We start from the raw sequence: 15,703 nt of genomic DNA, 5'->3' as shown, positions 1-15,703 counted from the left end.
TGTATTCACTCTTTTCAGTCGTTTAACTTAATGTTATTCTCTTCCAAGAAAGTCAGTGTAACATTTTGTCTTTCTACTTCGTCAACACCTTGTGAAGATACTTTGTCAAACAGAATTTTTATTGTTTGCAGTAAAATTTTTAAGTCTAATAAAATAGCATAATTCTTGATGTATAGTAAATCAAAATTCAATTTACTATTGTAATCAGAAGCATACTTTCCATAAACTTGAGCATATCCAGTAATTCCTGCTCTGACATTATGTCTTAGGTAATAATGAGGATTTTCTTTGTTGAACTGATCCACGAAGAAAGGACGTTCTGGTCTTGGTCCAACGATGGACATATCACCACGAATCACATTAATGAGCTGAGGTAATTCATCAATTCTCAGAGCCCTTAAATACTTTCCTACTACAGTTACTCTGCTGTCATTACTTGAGGACAACACTGGTCCAGATTTTGCTTCTGCAGTTACAGACATTGTTCTAAATTTTAAAATTGAGAATTCTTTTTGTCCTAAAGTAATTCGAGTTTGTTTATAGACTATAGGTCCTACAGAAGTTAATTTAACCAAAATTGCTGCTATCAACATTAATGGTGAGGTGATAATAAATAAAGCGGCTGCTATAATAATATCAAAAACTCTTTTTACAAACTCCTCTTCTCCTTTAATTCTAAAATCGGAGACTTCAATAATACTCTCATCTTCAAAATTCATCATATTAGGTTTTAACATAATTAAATTTTCAAAGTTGGTATTTAAAAATAATTTTTTCTCGTTTTTTGTTGCCAATTCGTATATATTCAACTTCTCATTATCATCAATATGGCTCGCAATATAGATAACATCTATTTCATTCATTAACTGAAGCAGATTTTTCGAATAATTATCTACTATTACGTTTGTCACCTGATGTTTTTTATTCTTATGACTTAGAAAATTTTGTGAAGCCGAAACTACACTATCTTTAGAACCTATAATCACTACTTTTTTGATTGCACTGACTTTTAAATACATATAGTATACAAAAACACGCCAAATACTTAACAAAATTACGCCAATAATAAAGGAATAAAGTAACACTGACCGTGGAAAAGTAAACCATCTTCCAGCAAATGTAATCATCATTATGAACAATGTAGTTAAAAATTGCCCAATAAATGTTACAAAAACTATGTCATTAATTGTTCGATTGTAAAAAACATAGCTTCCCAGTAAGAGATTAAAAAACAAAAAAAATAAAGATATATATATTGCTGACTTTTCATAAGCTATAAAATTATACTCTGGTATTTTTAAGCCAAATTTTAGCCAGAATCCAACTAAGATTGAAAAATTAAACATTAATATATCTATTATAATAATTGCAATTCTTTTTGCATTGTTCCATTCATTTTTTGATACCATTTTATTCTTCCTTCCTCAAAAAACAGATATACAATTTGGTTAAGCAAATCATTACAATAATTGCTACAAAATTTAAAAGTTTCACTCTTCATAATACCATATAGCTTTGTAAAAAAAAACTACTATTCTAGAAATGTAAATTTACGCTATTAAAAGTTAAAACAGTTAATTTTTACTGCTCGTTTGATTTTCTATTTTTTCTTTAGAGCTTTACTAGAATTATCATCTGGACATTGTAATGAAATGCCAATAAAACTATAGAGGATTGGCATCCAATGATATGCAGTAAGAGTATCTTCCATAAATGAATGGACAAATATTACTAAAAATGCAAGTAAAAGACCTACTTGAAATTTTGTATATAATTTCTTTGAAAATACGAAGCGTACGAAATAGTACGAAAAATAACCTGTAATTAAAATATAACCTAGAATACCAAAATTACCCAATATATTTAGAAAACTATTATGTGTCCCTAAAGGTTTCCAAGAAGCTACAAATGGAGTCATTCCAATCCATATGTTTTGATTGCTTGATAACCACTTTCCAAAAAATTCATTCCAGATTCGTTCTCTCTCTGTGAATAAATTTAAATCACTTGAATTAGCACAATAATAAAAAATACTTGGCATTATTAAGAAAATAAGCAGGAATAGTAAAACCCACCATTTATTTTTTTGTAAAATTTTTTTTGGAATACTAGTATTAATAACAATAAACAAAATCAACACCAAAAATGACGTTTTCGACTCAATAATCCACATGCTGGCTAACCCAGCAATATATATTGGAACCACAATAATCTTGTAATAGCCAATTGGAGTAGCTTGAATTAATATTACAACCATAAGTATGGAAAATAATAGTGCGGCGCCAATAGTATTTGTGTTAATCCAAATATAAGCTAACTTGTTATTATTTTTATCAATCATATCCAATTTAGGTAGTTCCACAGACAAACGATAAAGGGTTGCGAATAATGAAACAATAGAAATGCTAAACAATATCCCTTTATCGATTCTATCAAATTGACAGATTTTAAAACATAAAACCAGTAATATGATTATTGGAATTGTCGCATTAATAAATCGATTACTATGTCTCATTGAAGAGGTTAATGTATAAAAAACACCAAAAAAAAGTGCAAGACCAATCATAGCCCAATCGCTTTTTTCCAATCTATTTACATTTAATAATAAAACAAGCCCGATAACAATAATTAAAAAATACAGACTATTTGTATAAATAAATGCCGTTACTTTTGTATCAATTCCGACAATCCACATCAAATAAGAGCCTGCAATAGTCAGTAATAATAATAGGCTACTTATTCTATTTAGTACCTTTTCCATTTTCTAGCCCCTTTACATTTAACTTTTGATATCAATAATTTGTTTTATAGATGTAAGCTCCATCTTTATCTGGTCCATAAAGTCGTTCAAATTTTATTCTGGAAGTTGATAAATTTTCTATCTCTTTATATGTTACCAAATATTTTATCCCATATGCTTTTATTGCCTGAGGATTCAAGCGTGCGACAATTGAATCGGATTGAATTAATTGTAGCGGTATTTCATTTTCACCGATTTCCACATTAATATGAGCATAACGATTATAAACATCTTCATACTTCTTATCAGGATCCAAAATTTCCCAAGAATCTAAATTAGGTGTAAAGGCAACACCATTGAACGTATGTACACCCAACATAGGAAGATATCCATACATCAATCGTTCACCTGCCCAAAGTTGATTTGGATCATTTTTCTCGACATTCTGAATTTCATGAGCAATTTTCTTTTCATAAACAGGAGCTACACCTTGTGCTAATGGATTAACAGGAATACCTGTCATCAATATGATACCTGCCATCACGACGCAGAAACTTACTTTCCACTTTTTAAAGAGTGCAATAATTAAAAAGGCAGCCAAAACTAAAATAATTATAATTGCCCACTTACTTACATACAAACGTAAATTCCCCGTATAAAGTGCAAAGAAATACAAGCCTAAATTAATGAATAGAACAATTACTACTACTAAAGACTTGAATGCTTCTTTTTCCCAAAGATATTGTATAAACCATAAACTCAATAATACTGAAGCAAAGCCAAATGAAACAATCACTCTAACGGAAGGGACGTAAGACCATAATGTGATTTTTGCAATGATTGAAGGAAAGCTGAAACTCATCCACAACAAATTAAATAAACAATATACAAAAAGTAAAAAACCATAAAGATTTTCTTTTATTTTTTTTAAGAAAATCAAGGGTGATAACGGTAAGATAACAAAAAAGAAGTGATAAAAACTACTTAATTCTGAATTATTTGTATATGTGACATCCATAAACGGCATTTTCCAATTCGTCAAAAATAGCAGAATATCTTTTCTGGGAAACTCTCCTCCGACGCTCACTCTTTTTCCTGGATAAACTGTATTCATCACTAAAAATAATGATTCCCAAGAAGAACGAATTGAAACACCTAGTATCACACAGGTTGCAATCACAGCCCCACCAATAAATAACCCATCAAATTTATCCAGTTTGATTTTCTTATAAAATTCCAAAAAGAAACCAATCAAAATCAATAGAATCAAATAGCCTAATGGAACTTGCAAAGCCGGATACAAAACAAGGACAAATCCTGAAATAGAAATTACTGCAAGTATTGAAAAGAACAACCGTCTTGCTTTACGCTCATGATAGTAAAAATAATTATAGATTCCTACTAAAAATCCTAAAGTGAAGAAGATTAAATCTCCAACTGGAGAAACAAACCACCATTGAATCGCAGAAGAAAAAGGAATCCAAACACTTGCAAGCAAAGACAAATACTTATTTCGTTTAGTCAGAATCAAACCAATTTCAAAAGAAAGCAACATCATTCCAATTAATTTGATGCCCCATACCCATGAAAGTCCATATTCTTTTCCAAGCAATACATATCCCCAAGAGAATGGTTTGGCAATCGTTGCAATATCAATTGCTGCAGAATTATAACCAACAATCATATCTTGACCATCAATTGTAATCACTTCATTACGCTGTTTAAATCCTGTTTGTGTCTGAGATAGGCTAAACGGAGTTTGAACTAACCATTCATCAGATCTGACAGCTCTTGGTTTCCCTAATATCAATCCACTTTTTGTACCTGCTTCTTCATAATCAGAAACGTAGGTGTCCCACATCCCTAGAGAGCTGCCGTGAAGTTTGAAAACTAACATACATACAAAAACAACAGCTGCAAGCCAAAATCTAGCTTTTATAATTTTATCTATAGTTCCATTCAAGTTCATACGGATAACGTCTTTTCTATTTTCTATATGTTTTTCCATAACTAACTCCATTCAAAATATCACAAGAGGTTATTTTTCTACCTAGTCTCTATATGAAAAATTAGGAATCTCTCTTGTAAGATTAGGATTATAAAATGGATCATCATCAATCAAAGTCGCCCATTTTTCTTCCATCATTGCCTTTTCTTTTTCAAAACGTTTTTTCTTCTTCCCTTTATCATCATATCCTCTTGTTTGAGATTCAAAGTGGTAAAGTTCTGCTTCATGCAACCAGACATTGTCACGACCAAGTTCTTTTACTTTCAAACATAAATCAACATCATTGAAAGCTACCGTAAAGTTTTCATCAAAGCCAGAAACAGCATCAAAATCTTGTTTTTTCATCAATAGACATGCTGCAGTCACCGCTAAATAATCAACATTCAACGCTAGCTTACCAAAATACCCTAGATCTCCATGAGGATAGCCATAATGTCCATGTCCAGCAATCCCACCTAAACCTAAAATCACACCTGCGTGTTGAATTGTGTTGTTTGGATACAATAATTTTGCTCCCACACAGCCAATTCGATCTTGCTGTCCAAAAGAGACCATTAATTTTAACCATTCAGCATTGATTACCTCTGTGTCATTATTCAAGAATAAAAGATATTTTCCCTTGGCTTGTTTTGCCGCAATGTTGTTGATTTTAGAAAAATTAAATGGAATGTCAATTACGATAACTCTAAACCGCTCATCAAGTTGTTGCTCATATGAATCATAGAGTTCTTTCATTTTCTCATCTGTACTGCCATTATCTGCGATAATAATTTCATAGTTTTTATAAGTAGTTTTTTCAATAATAGAAGAAACACAACGTTTAACATCTTTATAGCCATTTTTAGTTGGAATAATAATCGAAACCAATTCTTCTGATTCAATATCATAATAAACATCATATAAACCATTGGCACGACCATGAGTTGCATGACCTTTGATGCCTCTACGAACTAAAGTATCTTGAATAGCTCTTAACCCTGCTTCAAATGCATATCCTTTTGATGACTGATCAACTGCGGTTGATGTTGGTAACATACGCCAGTGATATAAGACTTTAGGAATATGTTTGATGCGTTCACTTGTTGTTTTTTCAGTAAATCGAAGAACTAAATCATAATCTTGAGAACCTTCATAGCCCTTTCTAAAACCACCAATTTCATCAAGAATTGTTTTACGATAAACACCAAGATGAGAAATATAATTTGTTCCTAACAATAAATCTGGTGACCAATCTGGTTTGAATGAGGGATCTGAACGATTGCCATCCATATCTATCTTATCTTCATCACTGTAAATTAAATCTAATTCTGGATTTTCATTCAAAGCTTTGATAACTTCATAAAAAGCAATTCTCGGTAGTTCATCGTCATTGTCTAATAATGCGACAAATTCTCCAGTAGCTAATGCTAATGCAGAGTTTGTCGCTTCACTAATATGCCCATTTTTAGGTCTGAAAACAACTTTAATCCGTTCATCTGAATTGCTATATTCCATTAAAAGTTCTTTTACTTTAGGATCTGTCGACGCATCATCCGCCATACAAAGTTCCCAATTAGCGTAATCTTGAATCAAAATAGAATCAATACACCGGCGCAACCACTTCTCTTCAACATTATAAACTGGCATAGCAATCGAAATTGTAGGTTTATATTGAAAGGATTCAATCTCCGCTTTGATTTGGTCAAAGTCAAAATGCTCAGTTCTTTCCAACCAACTCGGGTAAGAAGATTGATTTCTGATTTTTTCAATTTTTACTCGTTGAATTGTGCTTTTTATACCATTTCTTTTTAGATAGCTGATGCCTTTATGTAATTTTATCATCAATCTTGTCATCTTATCTTCTGTTCCAGGAGTCAAAGGATGTTTTTTGCCTAAATCAATCCATTCTGAACGACTAGTCTGTGTATCTGCTGAAACAAAACAAATTTCCAATTTATTTTTCTTTTGGATACCATCTAATTTGATTATAAACCCTGCTAAAACAGCTGCATCTACTTCATAAATCTGATTGACATCTTCTCTTAAAACACGTTGGATATTAACAGATGCTACTTGTTCTTGATTGTTGATCGAAATAACTGGTGCGGACTTTGAATTTGTATTCAAAGCCCAGCCAGTTATTGTTAAGTTATTAGTTTGTTTCTCTCGATAGATACTATCAATAATGATTTTTATCTCATCGCTCATAATGTGCTCTCCTTATAATTAAAGGTATGATTTTACTGATGTTTTGGATTTCTATAACTATCCATTAAATCTTGGTCCGACCATTTATCTGTCAGTAATTTAAAATTGCCTTTTTTATCAAGATTTTGAATTTTTTCCTCTGCTTTGAAGATTGCATAAGAACAATAAATGATCTTTTTATCAAGCTGTTTCGTAAATTTCAAAGATAAATCTACACCCATCACATCTTTACCTAATTCTTCAGTGACACCGGAAACCTCAAGATAGTCCGCTTTTCTGAAAATCATGCATGTTTCAGAAACTGCTTGGACATTTCTTGGTAAAGCGATACGATAATAGTATCCCAAGCTTTTGCCTGGTGTGCCTTGTTCTGGATAAATTAGGCGTTTTTTCTCTGTATCAATAGACATTCCAACATTTTCGATACGATAGCGATCATCCACCACTCTGCCGGTCACGATTCCTGCTGTTGGTTGTTGAACCATGTTCATCATCTCAACTAGCCAGTTACTTTTCGTTGGTACTAACCCAGCATCTAAAAGAACTGTGTACTCACCGGTACTTGATTGAACCAATTCATCTCTTGTTTGGCCGTCACTATAAACTAACTTATTGCTAGTTGAATGAACTTTGTCTTTAAACTGTTTTGGTAAAACAATATCATAATTTTCATAAATTGTTTTTTCAAGTAATTTTTTCAAATAATCGTTAATATCAGCAGTATCATTTGTAATTATAATGGATACTTTCGGTACTGTATCGTAAATATAATTAATTTTATATGATCCATAAAACTCTGCGATTTCAACGCTTGCTTTAATATTGCGGCGATCCATTGCCGCTTGCACCGCACGTTGCCCCGCAACATAAGCATACCCTTTACTTTCAGGATTCAAAGCAGTTGATGATTCAATGGCGCGCCAATGATACATCATGCCAGGAATGTGAGCAATATTTTCTGCATTTTCAGTTGCACGTAAAACAAAATCATAATCTTGGGCACCGTTAAATTCTGTTTTTAAGCCACCCGTTTTTTCTAGTAAAGAACGTTTAACTACTACAAAATGTGTAATGTAATTATGATTTAAAATTAACTCAGAATTCCATTTTGATTTGTAAAAAGCATTGAATCTTTTGCCACTTTCAGTGATTTTATCTTCATCAGTATAGATGAAATCAATTGTTTGGTCCTCATTTAAGGCTTTTACAACTTCATACAAAGCTTGAGGAGCTAATTCATCATCATTATCCATAAATCCGATGTAATCACCTGTAGCAATAGTTAATGCAGAATTAGTTGCTTCAGAAATGTGACCGTTCTCCTCACGATAAATGACTTTAATGCGATCATCTGCATCTGCATATTTTTTTAATAGAGGCTTGATATAATCACTTGGTGAAGCATCATCAGCTAAACATAACTCCCAGTTTTCATAATATTGATTTTGAAGCGATGAAACACAAGCATCTAACCATTTTTCTTCTACATTATAAACTGGAACAGCTACAGAAATTTTAGGTTGGAATGTAAATGTTTTGATTTCTTCCAAAATCGCTGATGGGTCAACAGGTGTTTCTTGTTGTTCTTGGCGTTTGAAATACCACTTCACAGAACCCATTAAGCCTCGTGTCTGCATAGAACGCATTGCTCGTTGAATTTTATTGCCTGGCTGCACCATGTTTGGTTTTTCTAAACGATATTGTAATTTTCTACCATTGTTAGCAGAAATATTTAATATATAGTTTGGCTGATCTTCAGCATCATTCACTTCTATTACAAAACCGTACTCTTGGTCGCCTTTTAGCTCAAACATATCGATAACATCTCTGCGATATTCTTTTGTTACAGAATATTCAACAGTCAGTTCAGCAAAGACTTTAAAATCTATTGGTAACTTGTCTTCTTTAGAATAAGCCCAACCACGGATCACAGTTTTTTTCTCTTCAACATGACGAACGATATCATCAATATTAAGTGAAATAAGTGAATCAAATTTACTGATTGATACTTTTTTATACTTCGTCATTGTTTTTTCACTCACCATTAATTCTGTATTTTTCAACTGATTATTTTCTTCTTGCTTTGTTATTACATAATCAATCAGTCCATGGACGATATCAGAAAAGTTACCTTCATATTTATAGTCGATACTGATTGTCATCGTTTTTCCGACAATGTCTCTATCGTTTATTTCCATGACCGGAACTTGTTTATCGGAGAAAAAATATTGTGTTTCTTTTTTATACACAGCATTTGTTGCACTTGGGGAAATCTCTTTCCCATCGACAGTCAATTCTATATCTACTACAGCACCAGTCAAACTTGGAAAAATTTTCAATAATTCAATATTTTCTGGCACATCAATTGTAAATGTTTTATTTTCACCACTCACGTTATTGACTTGAATATCAAACTCTCTTTGCTCTTCCTCGCCACAATCATACAAAAAATGAATATTCTTTCTATAACTTGAATTTTCAGGTATGGTGCGGATGGGATGTTCAACAGCTTCAGCGGAAAGTGCATAAAAATACTGATAGACTTCCCCAAATGGACGTGCTTTAAAAGCAGCGCGAATTCCCACCGGCAAGTCTGCATAATTTGATTCCAGTTCATTATAACCAACCTCGTTTATTGTAAAATCTTCTTTTACAATAAATAAGCCGATTTCTTCAAATAGTTTTTCAAAACCACTTTGAACAAAAAAAGACTTATGGGTTGCATCTAGCAGACCTGTTTCACGCCAATTTAATTTATTATTAAATAAATCAATCAAAACGGAATTATGAGCAATATTAGGAAAAGTGATTAAGATTTGTCCGTCTTCACTTAAAAATGGTTTCACTTTTTTTAAAGCACTTTTAGGGTCCATCAAGTGTTCCAACACATCGGCAAAAACAATATAATCAAAGGTTTTTCCTTCAAAATACTTCGTCCAATCATCTTCATCGATATTACCGTAAAAAGCATCGTCAGAAAACTCACTGACATGATCGTACAGCTCTCGGTCCAACTCGACAATTGCAACGTAACAATTTTTTTCTTCCATCAAATACTTTGTCATCCGACCATTTCCAGGTCCGAACTCCAAAACTCGACTATTCTCTTTAATTTGGGCAACGATTTTACCAACGCTGGTACTCTCATCAACTTCCATTTCAAAATCATATTTCATCTTTAATAGTGTCCTTCCATTCATGATCTAAAATCACAATGCCTTCACCTGCATAGCGTCCGCTAATAAACATGTTCAGGTATTTTGTTTTATAAACCAAAGGTACTGTGGCATGTTCTTCAAAAAACGCAATATCAAAATAATATTCGCCTGTTAAAAGAGACATTTTTCCATATTCTAGATAAAAAACATTTTTTCCTTTTTTCCAAGGAATTTTGACGCCATCTAACAATGTATTCAATCCGCACACATAATGATTATCCACAGTCCGAATAGCTATGCCGCACACAGGAGATTTAATTGTATCATTCTTAACAGTGTACTCTAGTTTTACAATCACTTTTTCATCTTGCGTAACAATCTCCAAAGGTTCTAATGACTGATTCAATAATGTTGCCTTTTCTATTTCTATAATATCTGGAACTGTCTCTTCATTTTGAATTGTTTTTTCACGATCAACTGTTTTAATTGATTTTTTCTTTAAGAAATTTTCGTAATTTGTTGTTACATCCATCGTGTCACCGTACTCAACAACTTCACCATTTTTCAACCAAAATGTACGATCACAAAAACGACGTATTGAATTAACATCGTGAGAAACAAAAAGTATCGTTTTACCAGAATTCTTGATTTCAGTAAATTTCTCCATGCATTTCAATTGAAATTCTAGATCCCCCACAGCCAAAGCTTCATCAACAATCAGAATATCAGGATCCACATTAATCGCAACTGCAAAAGCTAAACGAACAAACATACCGCTGGAATATGTTTTAACAGGTTGATACAAATGATCGCCGATATCTGCAAACTGGATAACATCGTCGACACGTTCTTGCATTTCTTCTCTAGAAAAACCGAGAACCATTCCATTAAGAAAAATGTTTTCATACCCAGAATACTCTGGATTAAAACCTGATCCCAGCTCTAATAAAGCCGAAATTTTTCCATCGATTTTCATAGAGCCAGAAGTTGGCGTTAAGACACCTGTAATAATTTTTAAAATCGTTGATTTGCCTGATCCATTTTCTCCAACAAACCCAATCATTTCGCCTTTTTCAATCTGCATCGTCACATCTTTTAAAGCATAGAAGATATCATGATACGATTTTTTGAATGGGTTAAGGGCTTCTTTGAAGCGATCTGCCGGCTTTTTATACATGTTATATGTTTTTGTTATATTTTGTATATCAATTGCATATTCTGACATTGTTTACTCTCCTTGTACTTATCAATCACATCGCTCAATATGTTTTAGCATCAATTTATTGCTTTTACAATACATCAGAAAAATGTGGTTTCAAGCGTCTAAATACAGTTGAACCAATTAGTAAGAGAACGATAGTAAAGCCCCAGAAATACAATCCGTATTGCCAATGCTCCCAAAACCACGCCCCACCTGTAAACGAATCTCTATATCCTTGAATAATGTAGTATAGAGGGTTCAATTTCAATACCTTTTCAATCCACCCAGAAGGTGACCACAAAATTGGAAGTGTCCACATAATCGTTTGCATCGCCACATTAATAAATTGCATGATGTCTGGTAAAAACGGTTGTGTAGAAGCTGTTAACCAAGTAACACCTGTCAAAAAGATAATCATGCAGAATAAGTAATAAACCAATTGTAAACTTTGCAACGCTGGATAGATACCACTCAACGAAGTAATACCAAAACCAATGACAATAAAAAAGAGATGTGTATATAAACTAGATAAAATCTTCGATGTCGGTAAAATTTGCACATTGAATACTACTTTTTTTACAAGATAGCTGTACTCTCTAAAAACATTTGTCGCAGACAATAATGAATCAGAGAAAAAGAACCATGGAATCAAACCTGTCACCAGATAAACAATAAACGGGTACTCCTCATTTGCTCCTCTTGTACGAATTTGCGAAAAAACAAACCAATAAGTCAATACTGTTACAAGAGGTGTTATGAACGCCCAAATAATTCCTAGTGCAGAACCTGCATATTTAGCTTTAAAATCATTAAATGAAAACTGTAATAACAGTTTTCTATTTTCAAAAATATTTTTAAAAATAGAGAGTGTTGCTCGTATCATTGACACTGTTCCTTTCCTACTTCCATTGCTTTTAGGTACTAGCTAAAATTAAGTTGCATAACATTACCATTCTAAAGAATATACACGTTTTTTTCAAGTTATGTAAGTATTTTCTTAAGAATTACGAAATATAGCCTGTTTTGTATGTCTTTATTTAGCTAATTGGATAATGACGATTCCTAAAATAATCACACAGGTTCCAATAACAGTCCCTAAAGAGACTTGTTCTTGCAAAATAAGTTTTGAACCTATTAAAACAGCAATATTTGTAAACGCCACTCCCATAGGAACAATATACGATACTTCAGATTTACTAATAATCACCATCCATAAAACAAAACTAAACATGTAGCATAAAAAACCGATAATCGTCGTAAAAGACATTGAAAAAGAAAAAACAGCATTCGTGATCTGAATTGAATTTGCTTGCGAGCCTAACTTTACTAAAATTAAGCCTGAAGTCGACAAAACGACATATATTAAGAATAAGAACATTATTTTTTCTCCTTTTTATCTTTTAATATTGAAAGTTCTTGAATTAATAATTTTATTTGATTTTGCTGTTTTGATAACAATGCAGAATTTTTTACTTCGATAAACAATAAGATAAATATTGCAACAATCAGCAAAAAGTTAGAGGTTGTCTCAAAGCCAAGTTTGACACCCAACCATTCAGGTAGTTTTGGAAAAACAGCAACAATGACTAGTCCCATAGAAATAAATAACCATCGAATAGCATTTTTCAATAAAAAGATATTTTTGTTGATTGAACGAATAATATATACAAAAAAGAGTAGTGAAAAAACTAACAACTCCATTCTTAAAACAACGCTCATTAGTCTCCCTCCCCCATAAAACTTGAGACAAGAATTGCAATACTTACTTCAAACATGTACTTAACAGAAGTAAATGAACGAATAGATGACTCTCCACCAGCACGTTCCATCATATTTACAGCAACTTCTTTGATTTTAAATTTTTTCTTTAATAAATGCACTGTTGATTCTGGTTCTGGATAACTCATAGGATATTTTTTTGAAAAGTAGGCTATAATTTCTTTGTTACAAGCTCTGTATCCTGAAGTCACATCATAAATTTTGACTCTTGATGACAGATAGATTAAAAAAGATAAGATTTTAATGCCAACTCTACGCATAAACGTTGTCTGAAAAGCAGCTTTTTCTTCAGGTAAAAAACGTGAACCAATAACAAAGTCAGCTTCTTTTTTTATGATTGGTTGTAATACAACATCCAAACTGTGGATATCATGTTGCCCGTCTCCATCAAACTGAACCGCAATATCATAATCGTTTTCTTCTGCGTATCTGTATCCCGTTTGAACAGCTCCTCCAATACCCAAATTCATCACTAAGTGAACTGCATTGATTTCATTTCTTTCTAAAATCTCTTGGGTTTTATCTGTTGAGCCGTCATTAATGACAACATAATCAATTGTATAAGAATATTTATGATTATTCTCTTTTTTAAAATTTTCAATTGACATAATTGTATTTAAAATATTTTCTTCTTCATTATATGCAGGAATAACTAAAAGAACACGCACAGTAACTCCTCCTTTACCAGTTGATAACTATTAAAAATAGTATTTTATTAATATTTGAATAAAAACGAATATAAGTAGTAACGCAATTCCGAAAAATGTTACTCTATCTATTGTCTTTTCACTATTTTTAGATTCTAATTTTCGTGAAGTCAACATGTACATTCCCAAAAGTGCCATCGGTGTTAGATACCGTGCCTGATATCCATCAACCTTAAGTGCTCCCACAGGGGTAAACGTGATATAGAGTGCTGTAGCACTCAAAATAATCATACTTAAAATAGTAAAGCCGACAATAGTTTTTTCTTTTAAATTAAAATAAACATTCTCTTTTGTTTGAGCTTCTTGATAATCGAATAAGCACAAGAATACTGTTACACAAATATTTAAAAGAGTAACTAAAGGATTGATCACCAACACATACCCCATTAGACCAAAGGTTGAAGTTAAGTAGCCAACACTATTCGTTGAAAAGAAAACAACGAGCATTTTTAGATAGCCTATCGGATTTTTGATAATATTTGTCATCTGTTTGTCAGAATCAACATTCGGTAATTTCCACTGATTGATCCCCATATCAGATGAGTATTTATAAACTAAGAGAGCGACAACAAAGAGCAATAGCGATAATGTACTGTATAATATCCACTGCGCTTTTTTATTTTTAAAGCTGTCTCTTCCCAATAAGAAAAACAGAACCAGTACTGGTGCATAAACCACCTTAATAATAATTGCCATACTAAAACAGACAGCAATCAAGATAAATTCTGATAGTTTTATATGTGATTTTTGATAGCGTATTCGCATAATTTGTGCAAACCCTAGCATGACCACACTCACTAGTAATGCATCTACTCCAATGGATGCAGCAAGATACAACATCACTGGCTGTGCAGCAAAAAATGCCATTACTCTTTTACCATAAGGTATCTTTTTGATCGCGAAAAATGCTAATAATCCGTAAGCCAAGACATTAAATATTCTGGCAAGCCATACATAAAAAATCATGGGCAGGTGGAACAACATTGCTACTTTCACACCTATTCCACTAAAAACATAAGAGAAAAATGGATACGTCACAGCAGACGTTTCTTTCTTTTCTTCTATTGGTATTAATGTTCCTTTAGCACTGTTTTTATTGTACATATCTCTAAATTCTTCATAAGTGGTATAAGGTTCCTCTACATACATCGTTTCAAAACCGGCAGGTAACTGTAACTTGTCCCCATTTTCAAAGAATAAGTTTCCTTCTGCTACAGAAATACTTTTTATAATATGAGCCCGTTCGTCCATCGTTTGTCCAACGGGCATGAGTATAGATAATAACGAACCAAATAAAATAATAGAAAAAACAGAAAAATACTCATAACGTCCCTTAAATAGTCCACTGGCAATCAGCACTACGAAAATAACTAACGACAACGAAACAAAAAATCGAATCAAGTTAAAATGAAATTTATTCGTTCGTTTCACATTGGCAATTTGAAACTCTCGGTCTCCAACATTTTGAAACGTTAATGTCAACGGATTTTTTTTATCAATGATTTTAATTACTTCTAATGAATCTTGAATCTTTCGTTCACCATAATCCGTTCCTGGACTGGTAATCTTTACCTTAGCATCCGGACCCGGATCAACTGATGGTATGAAGGAAAGTTTTGTGGCCCCACTTTTAGTACTCGGAATAACTATTTTACCTTCAACCGCTTTGTTAATCAGTTTGTAGGTATTTTCTCCTTTTTTTTCAATATTCTCAAGTGTTAAATTAGTTATATCCTCACTAATACGTCCATATTTAAAATAGGAAAAATTAAACACTAACAGCTCAATCAACAATACAAAAATCATACAGCCAAAAAGTAACGTCAGTAATTTATATAAATTTTTCTTTTTATCTGCAGAAATGACAAACATTTTATATCCTACCTTTTCATTGTTTTTTCCACTAAATAAAGGGCAGATGTA

Annotated in this window: 11 protein-coding genes; all 11 read right to left on the bottom strand. The window is 32.4% G+C overall.

Annotated features, from left to right (window positions below; translation table 11 throughout):
• Positions 1–14 precede the first annotated feature (14 nt).
• The 11 genes from A5880_RS12560 to A5880_RS12510 all read right to left on the bottom strand — a co-directional run bounded on the left by A5880_RS12560 (position 15) and on the right by A5880_RS12510 (position 15,652).
• Positions 15–1,409 (bottom strand): sugar transferase, encoded by a 1,395-nt coding sequence (locus A5880_RS12560; RefSeq protein ID WP_336577160.1) that lies wholly within the window; start codon positions 1,407–1,409, stop codon positions 15–17.
• A gap of 191 nt (positions 1,410–1,600) precedes the next feature.
• The gene (locus A5880_RS12555; protein WP_086329370.1) at positions 1,601–2,761 is read right to left on the bottom strand and encodes an EpaQ family protein; all 1,161 of its coding nucleotides are present in this window, start codon (positions 2,759–2,761) and stop codon (positions 1,601–1,603) included.
• Between the two features lie 31 nt (positions 2,762–2,792).
• Positions 2,793–4,748: a YfhO family protein gene (locus tag A5880_RS12550; protein WP_256924776.1), complete on the bottom strand. Its 1,956-nt coding sequence runs from the start codon at positions 4,746–4,748 to the stop codon at positions 2,793–2,795.
• A 42-nt stretch (positions 4,749–4,790) separates the two neighbouring features.
• Positions 4,791–6,935, bottom strand: coding sequence for a glycosyltransferase family 2 protein (locus A5880_RS12545; RefSeq protein ID WP_086329369.1), 2,145 nt, complete (start codon positions 6,933–6,935; stop codon positions 4,791–4,793).
• A 32-nt stretch (positions 6,936–6,967) separates the two neighbouring features.
• On the bottom strand, positions 6,968–10,111 hold the full coding sequence (locus tag A5880_RS12540; RefSeq protein WP_086329368.1) for a glycosyltransferase: 3,144 nt from the start codon (positions 10,109–10,111) through the stop codon (positions 6,968–6,970).
• Positions 10,101–11,318: an ABC transporter ATP-binding protein gene (locus tag A5880_RS12535; RefSeq protein WP_086329367.1), complete on the bottom strand. Its 1,218-nt coding sequence runs from the start codon at positions 11,316–11,318 to the stop codon at positions 10,101–10,103. Before A5880_RS12535 ends, A5880_RS12540 begins: the two co-directional genes overlap by 11 nt.
• A gap of 64 nt (positions 11,319–11,382) precedes the next feature.
• A complete protein-coding gene (locus tag A5880_RS12530) occupies positions 11,383–12,177 on the bottom strand; it encodes an ABC transporter permease (protein ID WP_086329366.1) in 795 nt (264 codons plus the stop codon).
• Positions 12,178–12,327: 150 nt separating this feature from the next.
• Positions 12,328–12,672 carry a hypothetical protein gene (locus A5880_RS12525; protein ID WP_086329365.1) on the bottom strand — a complete coding sequence of 115 codons (345 nt, stop codon included), beginning with the start codon at positions 12,670–12,672 and terminating at the stop codon, positions 12,328–12,330.
• Positions 12,672–13,013 (bottom strand): DUF2304 domain-containing protein, encoded by a 342-nt coding sequence (locus A5880_RS12520; RefSeq protein WP_086329364.1) that lies wholly within the window; start codon positions 13,011–13,013, stop codon positions 12,672–12,674. The genes A5880_RS12525 and A5880_RS12520 overlap by 1 nt, the downstream gene beginning before the upstream one ends.
• On the bottom strand, positions 13,013–13,741 hold the full coding sequence (locus A5880_RS12515; RefSeq protein ID WP_086329363.1) for a glycosyltransferase family 2 protein: 729 nt from the start codon (positions 13,739–13,741) through the stop codon (positions 13,013–13,015). Before A5880_RS12515 ends, A5880_RS12520 begins: the two co-directional genes overlap by 1 nt.
• Positions 13,742–13,771: 30 nt before the next feature.
• Positions 13,772–15,652 (bottom strand): DUF2142 domain-containing protein, encoded by a 1,881-nt coding sequence (locus A5880_RS12510; protein WP_086329362.1) that lies wholly within the window; start codon positions 15,650–15,652, stop codon positions 13,772–13,774.
• Positions 15,653–15,703: the final 51 nt, after the last annotated feature.

The sequence above is a fragment of the Enterococcus sp. 4G2_DIV0659 genome (assembly GCF_002140715.2).
In the GTDB taxonomy this organism is placed as follows: domain Bacteria; phylum Bacillota; class Bacilli; order Lactobacillales; family Enterococcaceae; genus Enterococcus_L; species Enterococcus_L mansonii.
This window is presented reverse-complemented; position numbering and strand designations above follow the sequence as displayed.

What these genes read in the sequence shown, in the direction of transcription:
- A5880_RS12545 (WP_086329369.1), bottom strand. Translation starts at nt 6,935, where the DNA reads ATGAGCGATGAGATAAAAATCATTATTGATAGTATCTATCGAGAGAAA.
- A5880_RS12525 (WP_086329365.1), bottom strand. Translation starts at nt 12,672, where the DNA reads ATGTTCTTATTCTTAATATATGTCGTTTTGTCGACTTCAGGCTTAATT.
- A5880_RS12560 (WP_336577160.1), bottom strand. Translation starts at nt 1,409, where the DNA reads ATGGTATCAAAAAATGAATGGAACAATGCAAAAAGAATTGCAATTATT.
- A5880_RS12550 (WP_256924776.1), bottom strand. Translation starts at nt 4,748, where the DNA reads ATGGAAAAACATATAGAAAATAGAAAAGACGTTATCCGTATGAACTTG.
- A5880_RS12535 (WP_086329367.1), bottom strand. Translation starts at nt 11,318, where the DNA reads ATGTCAGAATATGCAATTGATATACAAAATATAACAAAAACATATAAC.
- A5880_RS12530 (WP_086329366.1), bottom strand. Translation starts at nt 12,177, where the DNA reads ATGATACGAGCAACACTCTCTATTTTTAAAAATATTTTTGAAAATAGA.
- A5880_RS12520 (WP_086329364.1), bottom strand. Translation starts at nt 13,013, where the DNA reads ATGAGCGTTGTTTTAAGAATGGAGTTGTTAGTTTTTTCACTACTCTTT.
- A5880_RS12540 (WP_086329368.1), bottom strand. Translation starts at nt 10,111, where the DNA reads ATGAAATATGATTTTGAAATGGAAGTTGATGAGAGTACCAGCGTTGGT.
- A5880_RS12555 (WP_086329370.1), bottom strand. Translation starts at nt 2,761, where the DNA reads ATGGAAAAGGTACTAAATAGAATAAGTAGCCTATTATTATTACTGACT.
- A5880_RS12510 (WP_086329362.1), bottom strand. Translation starts at nt 15,652, where the DNA reads ATGTTTGTCATTTCTGCAGATAAAAAGAAAAATTTATATAAATTACTG.